Source organism: Micromonospora sonchi, from assembly GCF_014646235.1.
GTDB lineage: Bacteria > Actinomycetota > Actinomycetes > Mycobacteriales > Micromonosporaceae > Micromonospora > Micromonospora sonchi.
The window spans coordinates 462,211-481,032 of record NZ_BMNB01000001.1 but is presented as its reverse complement, the minus strand read 5'-3'; the positions used below and the strand labels follow the sequence as shown (position 1 = coordinate 481,032).

Annotated in this window: 14 protein-coding genes; 4 read left to right on the top strand and 10 right to left on the bottom strand. The window is 72.1% G+C overall.

Annotated elements, in window-relative coordinates; translation table 11 throughout:
• Positions 1-68: 68 nt before the first annotated feature.
• The 6 genes from tnpA to IEY61_RS02130 all read right to left on the bottom strand — a co-directional run bounded on the left by tnpA (position 69) and on the right by IEY61_RS02130 (position 6,718).
• Positions 69-488 carry an IS200/IS605 family transposase gene (tnpA, locus tag IEY61_RS02155; protein ID WP_189040494.1) on the bottom strand — a complete coding sequence of 140 codons (420 nt, stop codon included), beginning with the start codon at positions 486-488 and terminating at the stop codon, positions 69-71.
• 53 nt (positions 489-541) lie between these two features.
• Complete coding sequence (locus IEY61_RS02150; RefSeq protein WP_189040493.1) at positions 542-826, bottom strand: hypothetical protein; 285 nt, start codon at positions 824-826, stop codon at positions 542-544.
• A gap of 72 nt (positions 827-898) precedes the next feature.
• Complete coding sequence (locus IEY61_RS02145) at positions 899-3,544, bottom strand: glycoside hydrolase family 2 protein (protein ID WP_189040492.1); 2,646 nt, start codon at positions 3,542-3,544, stop codon at positions 899-901.
• Complete coding sequence (locus IEY61_RS02140; RefSeq protein ID WP_229705623.1) at positions 3,541-4,389, bottom strand: carbohydrate ABC transporter permease; 849 nt, start codon at positions 4,387-4,389, stop codon at positions 3,541-3,543. The genes IEY61_RS02145 and IEY61_RS02140 overlap by 4 nt, the downstream gene beginning before the upstream one ends.
• A gap of 59 nt (positions 4,390-4,448) precedes the next feature.
• A complete protein-coding gene (locus IEY61_RS02135; RefSeq protein WP_189040490.1) occupies positions 4,449-5,441 on the bottom strand; it encodes a carbohydrate ABC transporter permease in 993 nt (330 codons plus the stop codon).
• A gap of 2 nt (positions 5,442-5,443) precedes the next feature.
• Complete coding sequence (locus IEY61_RS02130) at positions 5,444-6,718, bottom strand: ABC transporter substrate-binding protein (RefSeq protein ID WP_189040489.1); 1,275 nt, start codon at positions 6,716-6,718, stop codon at positions 5,444-5,446.
• 243 nt (positions 6,719-6,961) lie between these two features.
• On the opposite strand from IEY61_RS02130, the gene IEY61_RS02125 reads away from it, so the two are divergent.
• Positions 6,962-7,993: a LacI family DNA-binding transcriptional regulator gene (locus tag IEY61_RS02125; protein ID WP_189040488.1), complete on the top strand. Its 1,032-nt coding sequence runs from the start codon at positions 6,962-6,964 to the stop codon at positions 7,991-7,993.
• Positions 7,994-8,005: 12 nt separating this feature from the next.
• On the opposite strand, the gene IEY61_RS31740 is transcribed toward IEY61_RS02125, so the two are convergent.
• Positions 8,006-10,297 carry a bifunctional diguanylate cyclase/phosphodiesterase gene (locus IEY61_RS31740; protein WP_268240613.1) on the bottom strand — a complete coding sequence of 764 codons (2,292 nt, stop codon included), beginning with the start codon at positions 10,295-10,297 and terminating at the stop codon, positions 8,006-8,008.
• Between the two features lie 217 nt (positions 10,298-10,514).
• Between IEY61_RS31740 and IEY61_RS02115 the strand changes: the two genes are divergently transcribed.
• Entirely contained in the window at positions 10,515-10,892 is a 378-nt protein-coding gene (locus tag IEY61_RS02115; RefSeq protein WP_189040486.1) for a PH domain-containing protein, read from the top strand.
• On the opposite strand, the gene IEY61_RS02110 is transcribed toward IEY61_RS02115, so the two are convergent.
• Complete coding sequence (locus tag IEY61_RS02110; RefSeq protein ID WP_189040485.1) at positions 10,886-11,812, bottom strand: 2-hydroxyacid dehydrogenase; 927 nt, start codon at positions 11,810-11,812, stop codon at positions 10,886-10,888. The genes IEY61_RS02115 and IEY61_RS02110 overlap by 7 nt on opposite strands.
• Positions 11,813-11,907: 95 nt before the next feature.
• Between IEY61_RS02110 and IEY61_RS02105 the strand changes: the two genes are divergently transcribed.
• The gene (locus tag IEY61_RS02105) at positions 11,908-13,071 is read left to right on the top strand and encodes a PQQ-dependent sugar dehydrogenase (protein ID WP_189040484.1); all 1,164 of its coding nucleotides are present in this window, start codon (positions 11,908-11,910) and stop codon (positions 13,069-13,071) included.
• A 99-nt stretch (positions 13,072-13,170) separates the two neighbouring features.
• Positions 13,171-14,757, top strand: coding sequence for a metallophosphoesterase (locus tag IEY61_RS02100; RefSeq protein ID WP_189040483.1), 1,587 nt, complete (start codon positions 13,171-13,173; stop codon positions 14,755-14,757).
• Here IEY61_RS02100 and IEY61_RS02095 read toward each other — a convergent pair.
• Together IEY61_RS02095 and gatB are read right to left on the bottom strand one after the other, a co-directional pair.
• The gene (locus tag IEY61_RS02095) at positions 14,754-17,108 is read right to left on the bottom strand and encodes a thiamine pyrophosphate-binding protein (protein ID WP_189040482.1); all 2,355 of its coding nucleotides are present in this window, start codon (positions 17,106-17,108) and stop codon (positions 14,754-14,756) included. The genes IEY61_RS02100 and IEY61_RS02095 overlap by 4 nt on opposite strands.
• A gap of 143 nt (positions 17,109-17,251) precedes the next feature.
• Positions 17,252-18,742, bottom strand: coding sequence for an Asp-tRNA(Asn)/Glu-tRNA(Gln) amidotransferase subunit GatB (gene gatB, locus IEY61_RS02090; protein WP_189040481.1), 1,491 nt, complete (start codon positions 18,740-18,742; stop codon positions 17,252-17,254).
• Between the last annotated feature and the right edge of the window lie 80 nt (positions 18,743-18,822).

Sequence of the window (18,822 nt, the reverse complement as noted above, 5' to 3'; positions counted from 1 at the left end):
CTGCTTGTCCAGTACGGCGCACTGGGCGGGGGTGAGGCAGAGCCGCCGGACGTGACCGCGGTTGACCTTCACGAGACTGCCCCTTTGCGCCACGGGCGTTCCCACTGAGTTTCGATGTATTCCTGGACCGTCGCGGCCGACACGCTGCCGACCGAAGCCACGAAGAACGACCGAGACCACAAAGTCGGCAAACGGCGACGCAGGTGCGGGAACTCGCCGCGCAGAACCTTCGACGTGAAGCCTTTGATCTGGTTGGCGATGTACGACGGGGACGCGATCGGGTCGGCGCGAACGAACAGGTGCACGTAGTCAGGCATGACTTCCACGGCCACAATCGACCATCCGCGCTCGCCGGCCTCTTGCTCGATCAACTCCCGGAGCCGTTCTGCGACCGGGTGCACGAGCACGGGGCGGCGATACTTCGGACACCACACAAGGCGGCATCCGAGGCTGTAAGCCGCCCCGCGATTCGTCTGACACCCGGCCATGAATGAAGCATGAGGGCAACGTCCATCTGACAGTTGGACGTTAGGGCAGCGGTTCACCTGCCGCCTGAAGACGGCAGCCCTCTCGCCCTACTTCGGTAGTTGTTGGTCCCGGCGGACCGGAACGGCTTGCCGTCGGCGTACAACCGGTCGCCCTTGCGCACCACGAATCCGGCGGTCGGCCGGGTGCCACCGGCCGCTGTGGCGGCGCTGGTCGCCGGGGATGCACCGGCCGCCGGGGGCGCGCCTACTCCGGGCGCGGCACCGGCCGCCGGCATGGCACCCGCCGTGGCCAGCAGCCCGGCGACGGCCAGCAGTACGCCGGCCAGCCTCTTCCTCATCGGCTTTCTCCTCCGGTCCGGGGGGGGTGTTGGTCGGGTTGTTAATAAGGGGCCCTTCCTCTACACGAGGCGTTAATAAGGGGCCCTTCCTTGCATGTCGTTGACGGCGCGCAGCACCGGGTGGGTGGTGAGGGCGGTGGCGTCGAGGGGGGCCGCCGAGCGCACCGTGAAGGTCGTCGACTCGCCGGGGAGCAGGGTGACCAGGGCGTCGTCGACCTCGGCGGTGGGGTCGAGGCGGTCCGGGTGGAGGGTGAGGTCACGCAGGATGGTGCGGGCGGTCACCCGGACCAGGTGGCCGCCGTCGGCCGGCTCGACCGTGGCGTCGTACTCCGCCGCCGGGTAGTCGACCTCGTGGTCCTCGGCGAAGAACCACAGCGCCCGGTCGCCGCCGGCGTCGGCGACCAGCAGTTCGCGCCGGGCGTCGTCGGGCCGCGCCAGGTCGGTCGGCAGCGGCCAGGTGACCGAGGCGTATGCGGGCACGTCCAGGTCCAGGGTGGTCTTCGCCCTCGGTTCACCGGCCAGGGTGAGCCGGGTGACGGTGGCCGACGCCCGCCACGGCTGCCCGCCGTCGTTGACCGCCACCACCGCCAGGCCACCACCGCCGGGCTGGCCACCGCCGGGCTGGCCACCGCCGGGCTGGCCACCGCCGCCGGGCTGGCCGCCACCGCCGGGCTGGCCGCCACCGCCGGGCTGGCCGCCACCGCGGGGCTGGACGGTGAGCAGGCGGTCGGCGTACGACCGGCGCAGCGCGTACCAGAGTGGTTTGCGGCGGCCGTCGCCGTCGATCGCCGCCCAGGAGGTGACCGGCCAGCAGTCGTTGAGCTGCCAGACGATGGTGCCCATGCACCGGCCCCGGTGGGAGCGGAAGTGCTCCACCCCGAGTTGGATGGCGCGGGCCTGGTTGAGCTGGGTCAGGTAGTGCCAGTCGTCGAAGTCGCGCGGCTCGGGCAGGTGTGCATCCAACCCTCGGCGCAGCTTCACGTCACCGTCGGCGGCCTTCTGGTGGTGCGCCATACCGGGCGAGTCGGGCGCGAGCGGCTCGTCGGAGAGCGCCCGGCGCAGCGTCGCGTACGCCGGTGGGCCCTGGTAGCCGAACTCGGCGACGAAGCGTGGCAGGTACTCGCGGTACCTGAGGTAGTCGTCGGTGTTCCAGACGTCCCAGATGTGCGTGGTGCCGTACGCCGGGTCGTTGGGGTGGATCTCCTCGCTGCCCGACCACGGGCTGCCCGGCCAGTACGGTCTGGTCGGGTCCAGGTCGGCCACGATCCGGGGCAGCAGCTCCAGGTAGTAGCCGCGCCCCCAGGTGCGCCCGGCGAGGGTCTCCTGCCAGCCCCAGTCGTGCCAGCCCCAGATGTTCTCGTTGTTGCCGGTCCACAGCACCAGCGACGGATGCGGCGCGAGCCGGGTCACCTGCTCGGCGGCCTCGGCGGCCACCTCGGCGGCGAACGGCTCCTCCTCCGGGTACGCGGCGCAGGCGAAGAGGAAGTCCTGCTGCACCAGCAGGCCGCGCTCGTCGGCCAGGTCGTAGAAGTCGTCCGACTCGTACCGGCCACCGCCCCAGACCCGCAGCAGGTTGACGTTCGCCCCGGCGGCCTGGTCGAAGCGGTGGGCGAGGCGGTCCCGGGTGACCCGGGTGGGGAAGACGTCGTCCGGGATCCAGTTCGCTCCCCGCACGAAGATCGGCACCTCGTTGACGTGCAGGGTGAACGGTGCGCCGTGGGCGTCGGGCGTGGTGTCCAGGCGTACCGAGCGGAACCCGATCCGCCGATGCCAGTCGTCGAGGACGCCGCCGTCCGGCCCGTGCAGGGTCACGATCAGCGGGTGGCGGCGCTGGTCGCCGTGGCCGCGTGGCCACCACAGCTCGGGTTCGTCGACGGTGAGGGCGAGCACGGCGACGTGCTCGCCCGCCGGGATCATCACCTCGGCGGTCACCCCGGCCACCTCGGCCCGCACGGTCAGCGGCAGGTCCGTGGCCCGCGCCGCCTCGGCCCGCGCGGTAAGCGGCGGGTCGGCATGCGCGGTGAGCGGCAGGTCGGTGGCGCGTTCGATCTCGACGTGCAGCTCCACGTGGCCGGTGCGGCCGTCGACGGTGACCAGTGGCCGCACGGCCGCGAGCCGGGCAACGGACCAGCCGTGCAGGCCGATCTCCTGCCAGATGCCGGCGGTGACCAGGGCGGGGCCCCAGTCCCAGCCGAAGTTGCAGGCCATCTTGCGGATGAAGTGGAACGGCTCCGGGTACGCGTTGGGCCGGTCGCCGAGCCGGTCGCGGTGCGCCTGCGCGTAGCGGTAGGGGGAGTCGAAGCGTACGACCAGGGTGTTGTCCTCGGCGCGCAGCAGCGACCCGACGTCGAAGCGGTAGCCGCGGTGCATGTTCTCGGTGCGGCCGACCTCGGCGCCGTTGAGGCTGATCGTGGCGACCGTGTCCAGCCCGGCGCAGACCAGGTCGAGGCGCTGATGGTCGCCGGTCGGCCGGTCGAAGGTGGTCTCGTACGTCCAGTCGGTGCGCCCGATCCAGGTCAGGGCCTTCTCGTTGTCGTCGAGGTACGGGTCGGGGATCAGTCCGGCCGCGAGCAGGTCGGTGTGCACGCAGCCGGGCACGGTCGCCGGCACCGTCCGGCCGTCGATCTCGGGTGGCAACTGTGGGCCGGGCACCGCCCGCAGGGTCCAGCCGTGGTGCAGCGCCAGCCGATCCGGATCGGGCCCCCGGGCGTCGCTCAAGACTTCACCGCGCCTTCCATGATTCCCCGGACGATCTGGCGACCGCCGATGACGAGCATGATCAACAGTGGCACCGTGGCCACGAACGCCCCGGCCAGCACCCGCCGGTAGATCACGTAGTTGCCGCTGGCCAGGTCCGAGATGGCCACCATCGAGGTGGGGTAGTCGGTGCCGTTGAGGGTGATCAGCGGCCACTGGAAGTCGTTCCAGGTGGCCACGAAGGTGAGCAGGCCGAGCACCGCCAGCGCCGGCCGCACCGCCGGCAGCACGATGTTCCAGTAGACCCGCATCGTGGTGGCGCCGTCGACCCGGGCCGATTCGACCAACTCGTCCGGCACCGAGTTGACGATGAACTGTCGCATGTAGAAGACGCCGAACGCGGTGACCATGCCGGGCACGATCACCGCCAGCAGGGTGCCGTTCCAGCCCAGCTTGCCCATCACGATGTAGAGCGCGACGACGCCGAGCTGGTTGGGCACGGTCAGGGTGAGGATCACGAAGAGCAGCAGGGCCCGGCTGCCCCGGAACCGCAGCTTGGCGAAGGCGAAGCCGGCCAGCGAGCAGAAGAACAGCACCGAGGCGGTGACCACGGTGGCGACGATGACGCTGTTCACCAGGGACGCGGCGAAGTAGACGTCCTGGAGCGAGAAGACCTCGTCCAGGTTCACCAGGAACCGGTCGCCGGGGATCACCACCGGCGGCAGTTGGGCGGTGGCCTCGTCGGTGCTGGTGGCGATGACGAACATCCAGTACAGCGGAAACGCCGCGAACAGGGCGCTCACCGACAGGAAGAGGTAGGCCCAGATCCCGGCCGGGGTGTCCTGCGGCGCCCGCCCCATCAGCATGGCTCGCCTGCGCCGGCCAGGTGGCGCGGGCGCGGCGGCCCGGGGCCGGTCCAGAAGGCTCATCGGCGTCCCCCCGACAGACGGTTGGTCAACATCGTGTTCAGGGCGGCGACCACGAGGATGATCAGGAACAGCGCCCAGGACATCGCGGCGGCGTAGCCGAGGTTCAGGTCCTTCCAGCCCACCTTGTAGATCAGCTGAGCGACGGTCTGCCACTCACCGCCGGCCCCGCCTCGGGCGGTCTGCGCGTTGAGGTCGAAGAGCATCGGCTCGGTGAACAGTTGGAGCCCGCCGATGGTGGAGAGCACCACCGTGAAGATCACCACCGGGCGGATCATCGGTACGGTGATCCGCCAGAGCTGACGCCACGGGCCGGCGCCGTCCAGCGCCGACGCCTCGTAGACGTCGCGCGGAATGGACTGCATCGCGGCCAGGTAGAGCAGGGCGTTGTAGCCGATCCACTTCCAGTTGACCATCGTGGCGATGGCGATCCAGGAGTGCAGCTTGTCCGCCCGCCAGTCGATCGGGGTCTCGGTGCCGACGCCGAGCAGCCCGAGGGCCCAGTTCGCCATGCCGAGATCGCGGGAGAAGAACACGTTGAACACCAGCGTGGAGGCGGTGATCGGGGTGATGTAGGGCAGCAGTGCGCTCACCCGCCACCAGGTCTGCCCGCGCAGCCGGCGGTTCAGCATCGACGCGATGACCAGCGCCAACAGCAGTTGCGGGACGGTGGAGAGGAGGAAGATGCCGAAGGTGTTGTAGAGCGCGTTGCCGAAGTCGCCGTCGGTGAACAGCCGGCCGAAATTCTCGAAGCCGGCCCAGCCGGTCAGCTCCGGATCGTCCAGCCGCCAGTGGCGCAGCGCCACCACCCCGTTGAAGACCATCGGGAAGAGGCCGAAGACGAAGAAGAGCAGGAAGAACGGCGCGATCAACAGGTACGGCACGTACCGCACGTCGAAGCGGTGCAGGCGGTCCCGCCAGGTCAGTCGCCGGCTTCGGGTGGGTGGGGGTCGGCGGGTGGTCGGTTCGGGGGCCGCGCGCGTGGTGGCCATGGCTACCTGCCGGCCTTCTCGGCTTCCTTGATCGCCTCGGCCCAGGCCGCGTCCGGCCTGAGGGTGCCGTTCTGCACCCGGTTGATCACGTTCTCCACCGCGACCCGGGTCGGTCCGTTCTTCTTGCCCAGGTACTGCGGCGTCAGGCCCTCGGCCATCCTGGGGAAGATCTGCCCGACCGGCGCGGAGTTGAAGAACTCGTTCTTGAAGTCCGCGATCGCCGGGTCGGTGTAGAGCCCCGGCTGCGACGGCAGGTTGCCGACCGTCTTGAAGATCTCGATCTGCTGCGCCGGCTGGACCAGCCAGTCCAGGAATTTGTACGCCTCGTCGACGTTGCGGCCCTGCTTGGGAATGGTCAGGAAGGAGCCGCCCCAGTTGCCGCCGCCACCGGGTACCGCGGCGATGTCCCACTTGCCCCTGGTGCCGGGCGCGGTGTTCTGGATGTGCCCGAGCATCCATGCCGGGCAGGCGAGCACCGCGAACGAGCCGTTGGTGAAGCCCTTGTCCCAGTCCGCCTGGAAGCTGGTGAGGTTGGCCGAGATGCCGGCGTCGACGGCCTTGACCGCGTAGTCGAAGGCGACCTTGGGGCCGCCGTCCATCCGCAGCTGCTCGTTGGAGTCGTAGAAGCCGACCTGCTGCTGGCCGAGGATCGGGTTGAACAGGTTGGTCCCGTTGTCGATGAACTTCTTCTTCGTCTTGGCGGTGTAATCCTGGCCGACCCGGATGAAGTCGTCCCAGGTGGGCCAGAGCACGGAGACCTGGTCGCGCTCGGTGGGCAGGCCGGCGGCGGAGAACAGGTCGGTGCGGTAGCACATGGCCAGGCCGCCGATGTCGGTGCCGAGGCCGATCTGGGTCTTGCCGTCGGGCGACAGCGACTGCTTCCACTTCCACGGCAGGTAGTGGGTCTCGTGCTTGCCGGCACCGGAGTCGAGCAGGTTGACGAACTTGTCGGCCTGGCTGCGGAACTGGACGATGAAGCCCTCGTCGATGGCCGCGATGTCGGGCGCGCCGGAGCCGGCGATCAGCTTCTTCTGCAGGTCCTCGTGCTGGGCGTTGTACTCCCCCGAGTTGAGGGCGATCCGGACGTTCTGGTGCTCCGCCTCGTACTTCGTCTTGAGGTCCTGGAGTCCGAAGTCGCCCCAGAAACTGATTGTCAGCGTGACCGTGCCGTCGCCGGAGCCGCCTGTGGTGCTGCGCCCGCTGCACGCCACCACCATCGACCCGACCAGCAGACCCACGGCTGCGACCCGCAGCCAACGAGGCGTGGAACGTCTCATGACCCCTCCTCCGAGACCACCTGGGAGCGCTTCAATGATCGATAAACGTCGACTGAACCGGATAAGTGTGGCCACCGTACGGGCGAGCTTCCACAGTGTCAACGACGGATCAGCAACGCGGCCGGAACGGCCCACCACGACGCCGGGAGGTGGCCGCCCCGATCCCCCGTAGACTGAACCGAACAAGCTGGGGCGACCGGGTGGGCGTACCACCCGGAAGCGGGTTCAGGAGGACGTGCGCGGGTGAAGCGACCGACGATCGCGGATGTCGCCCGGCGGGCGGGAGTCTCCAAGGGCGCGGTGTCGTACGCGCTCAACGGCCAGCCGGGCGTCTCCGAGGCGACCCGACAACGCATCCTCGCCATCGCCACCGAGATCGGGTTCAGCCCGAGCAGCGCCGCCCGCGCGCTCTCCGGCGCGATGGCCCGGGCGATCGGGCTGATCCTCGCCCGGCCGGCCCGCACGCTCGGCATCGAGCCGTTCTTCATGGAGCTGATCAGCGGCGTGGAGGCCGAACTCTCCGCCCGGTCGTACGCGCTGACCCTTCAGGTGGTGGCCGACCAGAGCGCCGAGATCGCGGTCTACCGGCGGTGGTGGGGTGAGCGGCGGGTCGACGGGGTGCTCGTCTGTGACCTGCGTACCGACGACCTGCGGGTGCCCGTACTGGAAGAGTTGCGCCTGCCCGCCGTGGTGATCGGCGGGCCGACGGGCACCGGCGACCTGCCCAGCGTCTGGTCGGACGACGCGGCGGCGCTGGTGGAGACCGTGGAGTACCTGCACGCCCTGGGGCACCGGCGGATCGCCCGGGTCGCCGGCCTGCCCGACCTGCTGCACACCGCCATCCGGACGCAGGCGTTCACCGCGGTGTGCCAGCGTCTCGGGCTGGCCGAGGCGGTCACCGTCTCCTCGGACTACACCGGCGAGGAGGGCGCCCGGGTGACCCGGCGGCTGCTCAGTTCCCGGCTCCGCCCCACCGCGCTGATCTACGACAACGACGTGATGGCGATCGCCGGGCTGTCGGTCGCCCAGGAGATGGGTCTCGCCGTGCCCACCCATCTGTCCATCGTGGCCTGGGACGACTCCCCACTGTGCCGGCTGGTGCACCCACCGCTGACCGCGCTCGGTCGGGACATCCCCGCCTACGGCGCGCACGCGGCCCGGCAGCTGTTGCGGCTGATCGAGGGCGCCACCGCGGAGGGGCTGGAGACCGAGACGCCCCGGCTGACCCCCAGGGGCAGCACCGGCCCGGCGCCCAGCAGCAGCTTAACCGCTTAAGCGTCGCCGGCCTCACCGCGACGTGGAGGGAAACTCCTCGAAGTACGCCTCGACCCGCTCGGCGGTCGCCGGCCGGGCCAGCTCGAACCCCTGGCCGTAGCGGCACCCGGCCCGGTACGCCCCGTCGACCTGATGGGCGAATTCCAGCTCCTCGGCCACCACCTCCAGCCCGATCCGCTCGGCGACGGTGACCACCACGTCCAGCAGGGATCGCTCCTCCCCGCCGCTCGCCGCGACCAGCTCCGGCCCGACCTTGAGCAGGTCGATCGGCAGTCTCCGCAGCTGGGCGAGGGAGGCGTGCTCGGCGCGGAAATCGTCCAGGGCCGTCCGGATGCCCATCGACCGTAGCCCGGCCAGCCGCGCCACCACGGTCGGCAGCTCGGCGCCCACCCGCGGCTCGGAGACCTCGACCACCAGCTGGTCCGGCCCGACACCGTACGCGTCCAGCACCGCCACCGTCCGGGGCACGAAGTCCGGCGAGGTCAGCTCGCGGACGGAGACGTTGACCGCCATCCACAACCGCCGGCCGCCGACGGACCAGTCCGCGAGCTGCCGGCACGCCCGGTCCAGCACCCACGTGCCCAGCTCGCCCACGATGCCGAGATCTTCGGCGACCGGCAGCAGCTCCGCCGGGAACACCGTGCCGAGCACCGGACTGCGCCAGCGCAGCAACGCCTCCGTGCCGACCGGCCACCGGTCCGCCAGCCCGAGCACCGGCTGGTAGACCAGATCCAGCTCACCCCGGGCGACCGCGCCGGGCAGTTCCCGCTCCAGCTCCAGCCGGCGGACCAACTGCTCCTCCAGGTACGCGTCGTACCACTCGACCCGGTCCCGGCCGAGCTGGGCCGCGCGTCGCCGGGCCAGGTCGGCCTGCCGCAGCACGTCCTCCGGCTGACCCTGGGCGAGTTCGGCGAGCCCCACACTGGCCCGTGACCGCAGCACCGCCCCGGACACCTCGTAAGGTCGGTCCAGCGCGGTGAGCAGCCGGGCGCCCAACGCGTACGCCAGCACCGGCCCGGCCCCGGTGATCACCGCAAGGCCGCTGCCGGCCAGGTCGAACACCTCGTCGCCGGCGGCCACCACGGCCCGCGTCCGGCGGACGGCCTCGGCCGCCACGTCGTCCCGCACGGCCATCCCGGGCAGTTCGGTGAGATGCAGGTCGACCACCAGCAGCGCACCGGCCACCGGCTCCGGCCGCGCCGCCAGGGCACGCAGCAGCGCGGCGCGCCCGGCGGGCACGGGATGCTCGGTCGTGCTGGCCGAATCGGGCCCCGGCGCGGCGGCCGGCGACGGAACGGGCGGCGACGGGCCGCGGTCCGCGTCGACGCCGATCAGCAGGTCCGTGTCCGTGCCGATCAGCTCGCGGGCCACCAGCGGGGGCACCACGGCGAGCGCGAGCAGCACCGCGACACGGTCAGGCAGCAGACCCGCCTGCAACTCGTGGACGATCGCCAGCACCACCCCGATCGCCGGGACCAGCGTCCGCGGCCAGAGCAGGGTGCCACCCCGGGGCGGATCGTCGCCCGCCTGCACCACGCGCCGCACCCCGTCGGCGGCCAGCAGCACACCGACCACCAGCGGCGGTACGGCCAGCAACGGCGCCCGGCCGGCGGTGGGACCGGCCGGCAGCGCGGCCAGCAACACCAGCGCGAGCAGGGTCAACGCGGCACCGACCCGACCCCGGGCCGAGCCGGCGTTGCGGTGCGGCCCGGTCAGCACGGTCAACAGGTCGCCGGCCAGCAGTCCGATGACCGCCGCCGAGGCCAGCCGCCATGCCGCCGGCACCCCGGCGTACGGCAGCAGCAGCCAGGCGACGAGCACCAGACACAGACCGGCCACCGCGCCGTCGAGCAGCCGACGCAGCCGCACCCGGAGCGGCGGAGGTGGCCGGCGGGGCAGGCTGAACAGGCCGGCACCCAGCAGGGCGGCGGTGCCGGCGAGCCCGGTGGCGGCCGCCGCCGGACGGTACCCGGCGGAGGCCAGCGGCAGCACCGACGCGGTCAGCCCGGCGGTCACCACCGCGGCGTGCAGCAGCGCGGCGGCCCGGCGGGGTCGGGCCGCACGGCGACGGGCCAGCCGCCCGCCCGCGAGATTGGCCGCCGGCACGTCGGGACCGATGGTCAGCCGGGACAGGCGTACGCCCGCCAGCGTCGAACCGGTGGCACCGGCGAGCGCCACCACGGCGAGGGCCGGCACCGGGCCGGTCACACCGATGGCGACCAGCACGGCGACCACCGCGAGGACGCAGGTTTCCGGCAGGACGGGACGGTAGGTGGTGGCACGGAACACTGAAGCGACGGGCACGGCGTTCGCCTTCGTGAGGGGACACTGCGGCGGTGCGGCGGTGCGGCGGACGGCGAACATCGTAATCCGCCGCCCACCATCCGTGAACGAATCAGCTTGCGCGAAGTGACGGCTACCGGACAGTGAGGCGGATCACGCATTGCCGTCCCGCGCGTCTCGTCCGCGCAGCAGGCCGACCCGGCGCGGCCCGGCCCGGCGCCGGTGGGATCATCGAATCATGGCCCGCTCCGACACTGTGCGATTCCGGCACCATCAGGCCGCCCTGGTCGCGGCGATCGTCGCCACCATCGGCGCCCTGCCGCTGGCCAACGCCCGCGCGTACCTGCTGCCGGTGCTTCTGGTACCGCTGGCGGTGGCCGTCTGGGCCTGGCGCGCCGGCACCGACGCGGACCCCCGCGGGCTGCGCCTGCGGGCGCTCGTCGGCCAACGCCGGGTCGGCTGGGAGCAGGTGGCCGAGCTGGCGGCCGATCCGCGCGGGCGGGCGGTCGCCCTGCTCACCGACGGCCAGCGGCTGGTGCTGCCCGCGGTACGCCGGCAGGATCTGCCCCGCCTGGTGGCGGCGGCCGGCCAGGGCGACCTGGAGCCGGCTCAGTAACCCTCCGTCACCACGTTCTCCAGCTGTTCTCCGGCCAGGAACCGACGGATCTGCCGGCCGGCCAGACGGTACGCCCGCGGCAGCAGGCCCCGCACCGCCCCTCCCGTGTGCGGGGTGATCAGCACGTTCGGCAGCTCCCAGAGCGGATGGTCGGCGGGCAGCGGCTCCGGGTCGGTGACGTCCAGCGCGGCGCAGATCCGACCGCTGCTCAGCTCGGCGACCAGGGCGTCGGTCCGCGCCACCGGGCCCCGCGCGGCGTTCACCAGCAGCGCACCGTCGCGCATCGCGGCCAGGAACCGCTCGTCGACCAGGCCCCGGGTCTGCTCGGTCAGCGGCACCAGCAGCACCACGATGTCGGCCTGCGGCAACAGCCGGTCGAGTTCCTCGACCCCGTACACGCCCTGCTCCGGCCGGGCTGTGCGGGCCACCAGGATGAACTCCACCTCGAAGGGCGCGAGCCGGGCCCGCACGGCGGTGCCGATCGAACCGGCGCCGACGATCAGCACCCGCTTGCCGGCCAGTTCGTCGGTGGGTGCCACCTCCTCGTACGCCCACCGCCGGTGCGCCTGCGCGCGGGCCAGCGCGGGAAAGGCGCGCAGTTGGGACAGGATCGCGGCGACCACCCACTCGGCGGTGGAGGAATCGTGCACGCCCCGGGCGTCGCAGAGCAGGACGTCGGGTTTGACGTGGCCGACCCAGGCGTCCGCGCCGGCGGTGAGCAGCTGCACCACCGCCAGCTCGGGCAGCTCGGGCAGCAGTGCGGTGACCTCCCGCCGGGGCACGAAGGGCGGCACCCAGAACCGGACGTCGGCCGCCGTCGAGGGCAGGCGCGTGGGGTCGGCCATCGTCTCGACGGTGACCTGCGGCGGCAGCTCGCCGAGCAGGGCGTGGTCGACCTCGTGCGGGATCCATACCTTCACGCCTGCCGACGATAGGCTGCCGCGATCGGTCCCGCCGTGCGGGGCGGCTCTCGTCGACCTCCGCGCCGCCGCCTGCGGCGGACTACCCTGGGCCGGTGAGCGCACCCCCGTACTTTCGAGCCCGTCAGCTCCGCACGGCCCTCGCCGCGTCCTGCGCGGCCGTGCTGCTCGCCGCCACCGGGTGCAGCCTCGGCGACCCGGCCCCCGACCCGGCCGGCGAACCACCGAACCTGCCCAGCCCCTCGGCGACCGCCGGCACCGGCAACCAGGAGATCGTCGCCACCGTGCTGGCCAAGGGACTGCAGGTGCCGTGGGGCATCGCCTTCCTGCCCGACGGCGGAGCGCTGGTCACCGAGCGCGACAGCGGCCGGATCCTCCAGGTCGGCCCGGAGTCCGGCCCGGACGGCATGAAGGTCACCGAGGTGCAGACCATCGACGAGGTGGCGGCCGGCGGCGAGGGCGGCCTGCTGGGCATCGCCGTCTCCCCCGAGTTCGAGCGGGACCGGACGGCCTTCGTCTACTACACCGCCGAGCGGGACAACCGGATCGCCCGGCTGCGGCTCGGCGAGAAACCCACCCCGATCCTCACCGGCATCCCCAAGGCGGGCATCCACAACGGCGGCGGCCTGGCGTTCGGCCCGGACGGGCAGCTCTACGCCAGCACCGGCGACGCCGGGGAGACCGCCCGGTCGCAGGACGTCAAGGAGCTCGGCGGCAAGATCCTGCGGATCACCGCGGACGGGAAGCCGGCGCCGGGCAACCCCTTCCCGAACTCCCCGGTCTGGTCGCTGGGTCACCGCAACGTGCAGGGCATCGCCTGGGACGGCGACCGGATGTACGCCGTCGAGTTCGGCCAGAACACCTGGGACGAGATCAACCAGATCAGCAAGGGCAAGAACTACGGTTGGCCCGAGGTCGAGGGGCGTGCCGGCGACAAGAAGTACGTCGACCCGATCGTGCAGTGGCCGACCGACGAGGCGTCCTGCTCGGGGCTGGCCGCGGTCGAGCGGACGCTGGCCACCGCCTGCCTGCGTGGGCAGCGCCTCTGGCTGGTCGAGCTGACCGCGACCGGCACGGTGCTCGGGCAGCCACACGCCCTGCTGACCGAGCAGTACGGGCGCCTGCGGGCGATCGCCGCGGCACCGGACGGGTCGCTCTGGGTGAGCACCTCCAACCACGACGGGCGGGGCCGACCGGCGCCGGAGGACGACCGGTTGCTGCGGCTGGTCCTCTCGGGTGGCGGTGCCGGGCGCAGCTGAGCCACCCGCAGCGCGCAGCAGAGACGGCGGCCGGTTCATCCGGCAGTCTCTCGATCCAGGTTTGTCAAGATCCTTCGGCGGGCAGGTCAGAATCTCAGCATGGACGGTCACGAGAACGAGCAGCCGCGGCGCGACCGCGCCGGGGACACCCCGGGCGCTCGCGGGCGCCGCTTCGCCCCGCTGCGGCGTGCCGCCGCCGTGTCGCGCCGCACCGGGCGGCACCCCGGCGTACGCCGGATCGCGGTCGCCGTGGCCGTCCTGGCCGTCACGCTGGCCGGGGTGCTGGCCGGGGTCGTCGCCGGCGGGCAGGTCGGCACCGACATCGGGCCGTTCCGCGCGAAGCTGTCGGTCGCGCCGGCCACCAACGGCGGCACCACCATCGACATCCCGCCGCTGGGCGCGCTGCAACTGGACAGCCACGACGGGCCCACCCACCTGACCGTGGAGCTGGGCGCGTTGGAGCAGAGCCGCGTCGAGGCCCTGATCGAGGATCCGGCGAGCCTGAACCGGGCCACCCAGTCGGCCGTCGACGAGGTACGCGAAGGTGTGCTGCGGCTCGGGCTGCGTACCATCGGCTCCGCCGTGCTGGCCGCCCTGGTGCTGGCCCTGCTGGTCTTCCGCGACACCCGCCGGGCCGCCTGGGCCGGCGGCCTCGCGTTGCTGATCACCGCCGGCAGTCTCGGCACCGCCGCGGCGACCCTGCGTCCGCAGGCGATCGAGGAGCCCAGGTACGAGGGGCTGCTGGTCAACGCCCCGGCGATCGTCGGTGACGTACGCCGGATCGCCAACGACTACACCCGGTACGCCGAGCAGCTCCAGCGCCTCATCGGCAACGTCACCCAGCTCTACACCACCGTCTCGGCGCTGCCGGTGTTCGAGCAGCAGCCGGGCACCACCCGGGTCCTGCACATCTCCGACATGCACCTCAACCCGGCCGCCTGGCAGCTGATCCGGACCGTGGTGGAGCAGTTCGCGATCGACGTGGTCATCGACACCGGCGACATCACCGACTGGGGCAGCGAGCCGGAGGCCTCCTACGTGGGCTCGATCAGCCTGCTCCGGAAGCCGTACGTCTACATCCGCGGCAACCACGACTCGGGGCGTACCGCGGCGGCGGTGGCCCAGCAGCCGAACGCGATCGTGCTGGACAACGCGACCACCACCGTCGCGGGGCTGACCATCGGCGGCATCGGCGACCCCCGCTTCACCCCGGACAAGAGCACCTCGCCGGCCGCCGGCGGGCTCAACCCACCCACCGCGAACGAGCTGATCACCAACGGCGAGCAGCTGGCGGCCACGGTCCGCAGCTCACCGCGGCCGGTGAACATCGCCCTGGTGCACGATCCGGCCGCCGCCGGTCCGCTCTCCGGCACCTGCCCGCTCGTGCTGGCCGGGCACACCCACCAACGGCGGGTGGAGAAGCTGCCCGAGGTGCCGGGCCAACAGCCCACCACGCTGATGGTGGAGGGCTCGACCGGCGGCGCGGGCCTGCGCGGGCTGGAGGGCGAGCAGCCCACCCCGTTGAGCATGACCGTGCTCTACTTCGACCAGCAGCAGCTGCTCCAGGCGTACGACGACATCACCGTCGGCGGCACCGGCCAGGCCCAGGTCAACCTCGAACGCACCGTGGTGACCCAACCCACCGCCGGCCCCCCCGCCCCCACAACCCCCACCCCCACCCGTTAGCGGAGGGAGAGAGCGGCCAGGGCGGCGTTGACGATGCTGCCGGGGAGGAGGTCGTGCAGGTCGTAGAGGTCGTGGACGGTGCCGGACTGGCCGAACTCGTCGACGCCTAGCGGGACGGCGGGGGCGCCTACGGCCGAGCCGAGCCAGGCCATCGCGTGCGAGGCGGCGTCGTGCACGGTGACCACCGGTACCCGGTCGACGAAGGCCGACCGCAGCGCGCCGGGCACGCTGGGCACGGTGGCGGTGCGTACGCCCTGACGCAGCGTGCGCTGCCAGGCCCGGTAGAGGCGGTCCAGGCTGGTGACGTCGACGACGTGGGCGGCGACACCCTCCTCGGCCAACTCGGCCGCGGCGGCCAGCACCTCGGGCAGCACCGCGCCGGAGGCGGCCAGTTGCACCGTCGGGGCGTCGGCCAGACGCGGGTCCGCCTGATGGGCGTCGACCAGCCGGTACGCCCCGGCGAGCACCTGCCGGCGCAGCACCGCGTCGCCGAGCCGGGCACGGGCCGCCTCGAACGGCGCCTGATCCACCGGTCGGGTGCTCAGCCGGAAGTAGTACGCCCCGTCCTCGGCCGGCGCGGCGGTCGGCGCGGGCTGCGGCACGCCGGCGATGTGACCGAGCGCGTCACAGAGCAGCCAGTCCAGGCTGGCCGCGTACGCCGGCTCGACGAAGGTCACCCCGGGCAGTTCCAGCCCCACGCTCGCGGTGATCGTGGACTGGTGCGCGCCGCCCTCCGGAGCGAGGGTGATGCCGGACGGGGTGCCGGCCACCACGAACCGGGAGCCGGAGTAGGTGCCGTAGAGGAAGGCGTCCAACCCGCGCAGCACGAACGGGTCGTAGACGGTGCCGACCGGCAGCAGCGGCTGCCCGGACAGGTCCCAGGACAGCCCGAGCTGACCGAGCAGCAGGAACAGGTTCATCTCGGAGATGCCCAGTGCGATGTGCTGCCCGTCGGGGCTCTCCGTCCAGCGCAGCATCCGGTCCTCCGACCAGGATCGCTGGGCGGTCGGGGCGAACACGCCGGTCTTGTTGATGAACCCGGCCAGGTTGGTGGAGGTCGCCACGTCCGGCGCGGTGGTCACCAGGTACTTCCCCACCTGCGGGTCGCGGGCCAGGTCGACCAGCACCCGACCGAAGACCTCCTGGGTGGAGATCGGTTTGTTCGCGCGTACCCTCGTGGTCTGTGGGACGGTGACCCCGAGCGCGCGCTCGCGGGGCGCGCGGGACAGCGCCTCCCGACGCTGCCCGGCCCGGATCCCCGCCGGGGACGCCGGGTCGAGACGGTCCCACTCGGTGTCGCGGGTCAGGCCGTGCGCGGCGCGCAGCGCGTCGACCTGTTCGCCGGAGAGCAACGCCGAATGGTTGCGCGGATTGCCGGCGATCGGCAGACCCCAACCCTTGACCGTGTACGCGAACACCACGCTCGGCCGGTCGGTCACCGCGTCACACTGGGCGTACGCGTCGAGCAGCGCGCTGAGGTCGTGCCCGCCCAGGTCGGTGACGAGCGGTCCCAGTTCCTCGTCGGCGATGTCGGCGACGAACGTCTCCACCTCGGCCGGCGCGCCGTCCAGGAACCGCTTGCGCAGCTGCGCTCCGGTCAGCCCGAACAGCGACTGGTACTGCTCGTTCGGCATCGCGTCGATCCAGCCGCGCAGCGCCTCGCCGCCTGGCTGGGCGTACGCCCGGGCCAGCTTGCGGCCGTACTTGACCTCGACCACGTGCCAGCCGGCGGCCTCGAACTGGCCGCGCCACTGGTCGATCCGTACCCCGGGGACGACCCGGTCCAGCGACTGCCGGTTGAAGTCGACCACCCACATCACGTTGCCGAGCCCGGTGGTGGCCGGGTCGACGACCGCCTCCCAGACGTTGCCCTCGTCCAGTTCGGCGTCACCGATCAACGCGACGAACCGGGAGTGCGGACGCGCGCCGAAGTGCGCGTCGACATACCGTCGGGTCACCGCGGCGAACAGCGGGGCGGCGGCGCCCAGGCCGACCGAGCCGGTGGAGAAGTCCACCCCGTCCGGGTCCTTCGTCCGCGACGGGTACGACTGCAACCCGCCGCGGGCCCGCAGCCGGGTCAGGTACGACCGGTCCAGGTTGCCGAGGAGGTACTGGATGGCGTGGAACACCGGCGAGGCGTGCGGCTTGACCGCGACCCGGTCCTCGGCGTCGAGGTGGGCGAACCACAGTGCGGTCATCGCGGTCACCAGGGAGGCGCTGGACGCCTGGTGCCCGCCGACCTTGACCCCGTCGCCCGTGTCGCGGTCGTTGGCCGCGTCCACGATCCGGGTGGCGAGCCACAGCACCCGCCGCTGAATCTCGTCGAGGACACCAAGTTCGTGCTGGTTCACGGTGACTCCAGGGCTCCGGTACGTCGCCGTTGACGACCGGCTAGGGGTGGGTGCGGGCGCCTCGAATGCGGGGTGCGGGTGCCTCGCGGGTGTTAATAAGGGGCCCCTGCTCTACATCAGGCGTTAATAAGGGGCCCCTCCTTTCAACTCAGCCGTTGCAGGATCAGGTCGCGGACGGTTTTGGCGTCGGCCTGGCCTCGGGTGGTCTTCATGACGGCGCCGACCAGGGCGCCGGCGGCGGCGACCTTGCCGGAGCGGATCTTGTCGGCGATCTCCGGGTTGGCGGCGATCGCCTCGTCGACGGCGGCCGTCAGCGCACCGGTGTCGGAGACGACCTCCAGGCCCCGGTTGGTCATGATCTCGGTGGGCGAGCCCTCGCCGACGACCACGCCCTCCAGCACCGTACGGGCCAGCTTGTCGTTGAGCTTGCCGGCGTCGACCAGGCTTTGCAGCTCGGCGACCTGCCTCGGCGTGGCCCCGACATCCGCCAACTCCACGCCCGTCTCGTTGGCCCGCCGGGACAGCTCACCCAGCCACCACTTGCGGGCGGCGGCCGGGGTGGCACCGGCGGCGACGGTGGCCTCGATCAGCTCGACCGCGCCGGCGTTGAGCACCGACTGCATGTCGAGGTCGGACAACCCCCACGCCTGCTGGAGGCGGCGGCGGTGCACCCGGGGCAGCTCCGGCAGCTCGGCCTTCAGCTCGGCCACCCAGGCCGGGTCCGGCGCGAGCGGCACCAGGTCCGGCTCGGGGAAGTAGCGGTAGTCGGTGGCGGTCTCCTTGGACCGGCCCGGGGTGGTGTCCCCGGATTCCTCGTGGAAGTGCCGGGTCTCCTGGGTGATCCGCCCACCCGCGTCGAGCACGGCGGCCTGGCGCAGCATCTCCGAGCGGACCGCCCGCTCGACCGAGCGCAGCGAGTTGACGTTCTTCGTCTCGGTGCGGGTGCCCCACTCCTCGCCCGGCAGGTTCAGCGAGGTGTTGACGTCGCAGCGCAGCGAGCCCTCCTCCATGCGGACGTCGGAGACGCCGAGCGAGCGGATCACGTCGCGCAGCTCGGCGACGTACGCGCGGGCCACCTCGGGCGCGAGCGCACCGCTGCCGGGGATCGGCTTGGTGACGATCTCCACCAGCGGAATGCCGGCCCGGTTGTAGTCCACCAGCGACTCGGTGGCCCCGTGGATGCGGCCGGTGGCCCCGCCGACGTGCAGCGTCTTGCCGGTGTCCTCCTCCAGGTGCACCCGCTCGATGCCGATCCGCACGGTCTCGCCGTTGACCTCGACGTCCAGGTAGCCGTCGACGCAGAGCGGTTCGTCGTACTGGCTGATCTGGAAGTTCTTCGGCATGTCCGGGTAGAAGTAGTTCTTCCGGGCGAACCGGCACCACTGCGCGATGGAGCAGTTCAGTGCGAGACCGATCCGGATGGTCGCCTCGATGGCCGCCTTGTTCGCCACCGGCAGCGAGCCGGGCAGGCCCAGGCAGACCGGGCAGACCCGGGTGTTCGGCTCGCCGCCGAAGTCGGTCGGGCAGCCGCAGAACATCTTCGTGTTCGTGCCCAGCTCGACGTGGGTCTCCAGGCCGATCACCGGCTCGTAGCGCGCGACGACCTCGTCGTACGCGGGCAGCGTCGTGGTCATGGGAACTCCAGTTTTCGGGCGGTAGCCGGCCCGCGGCGGCATCCGGACACAACGCCGCCAAGCCTAACTGCTCGGCCCGC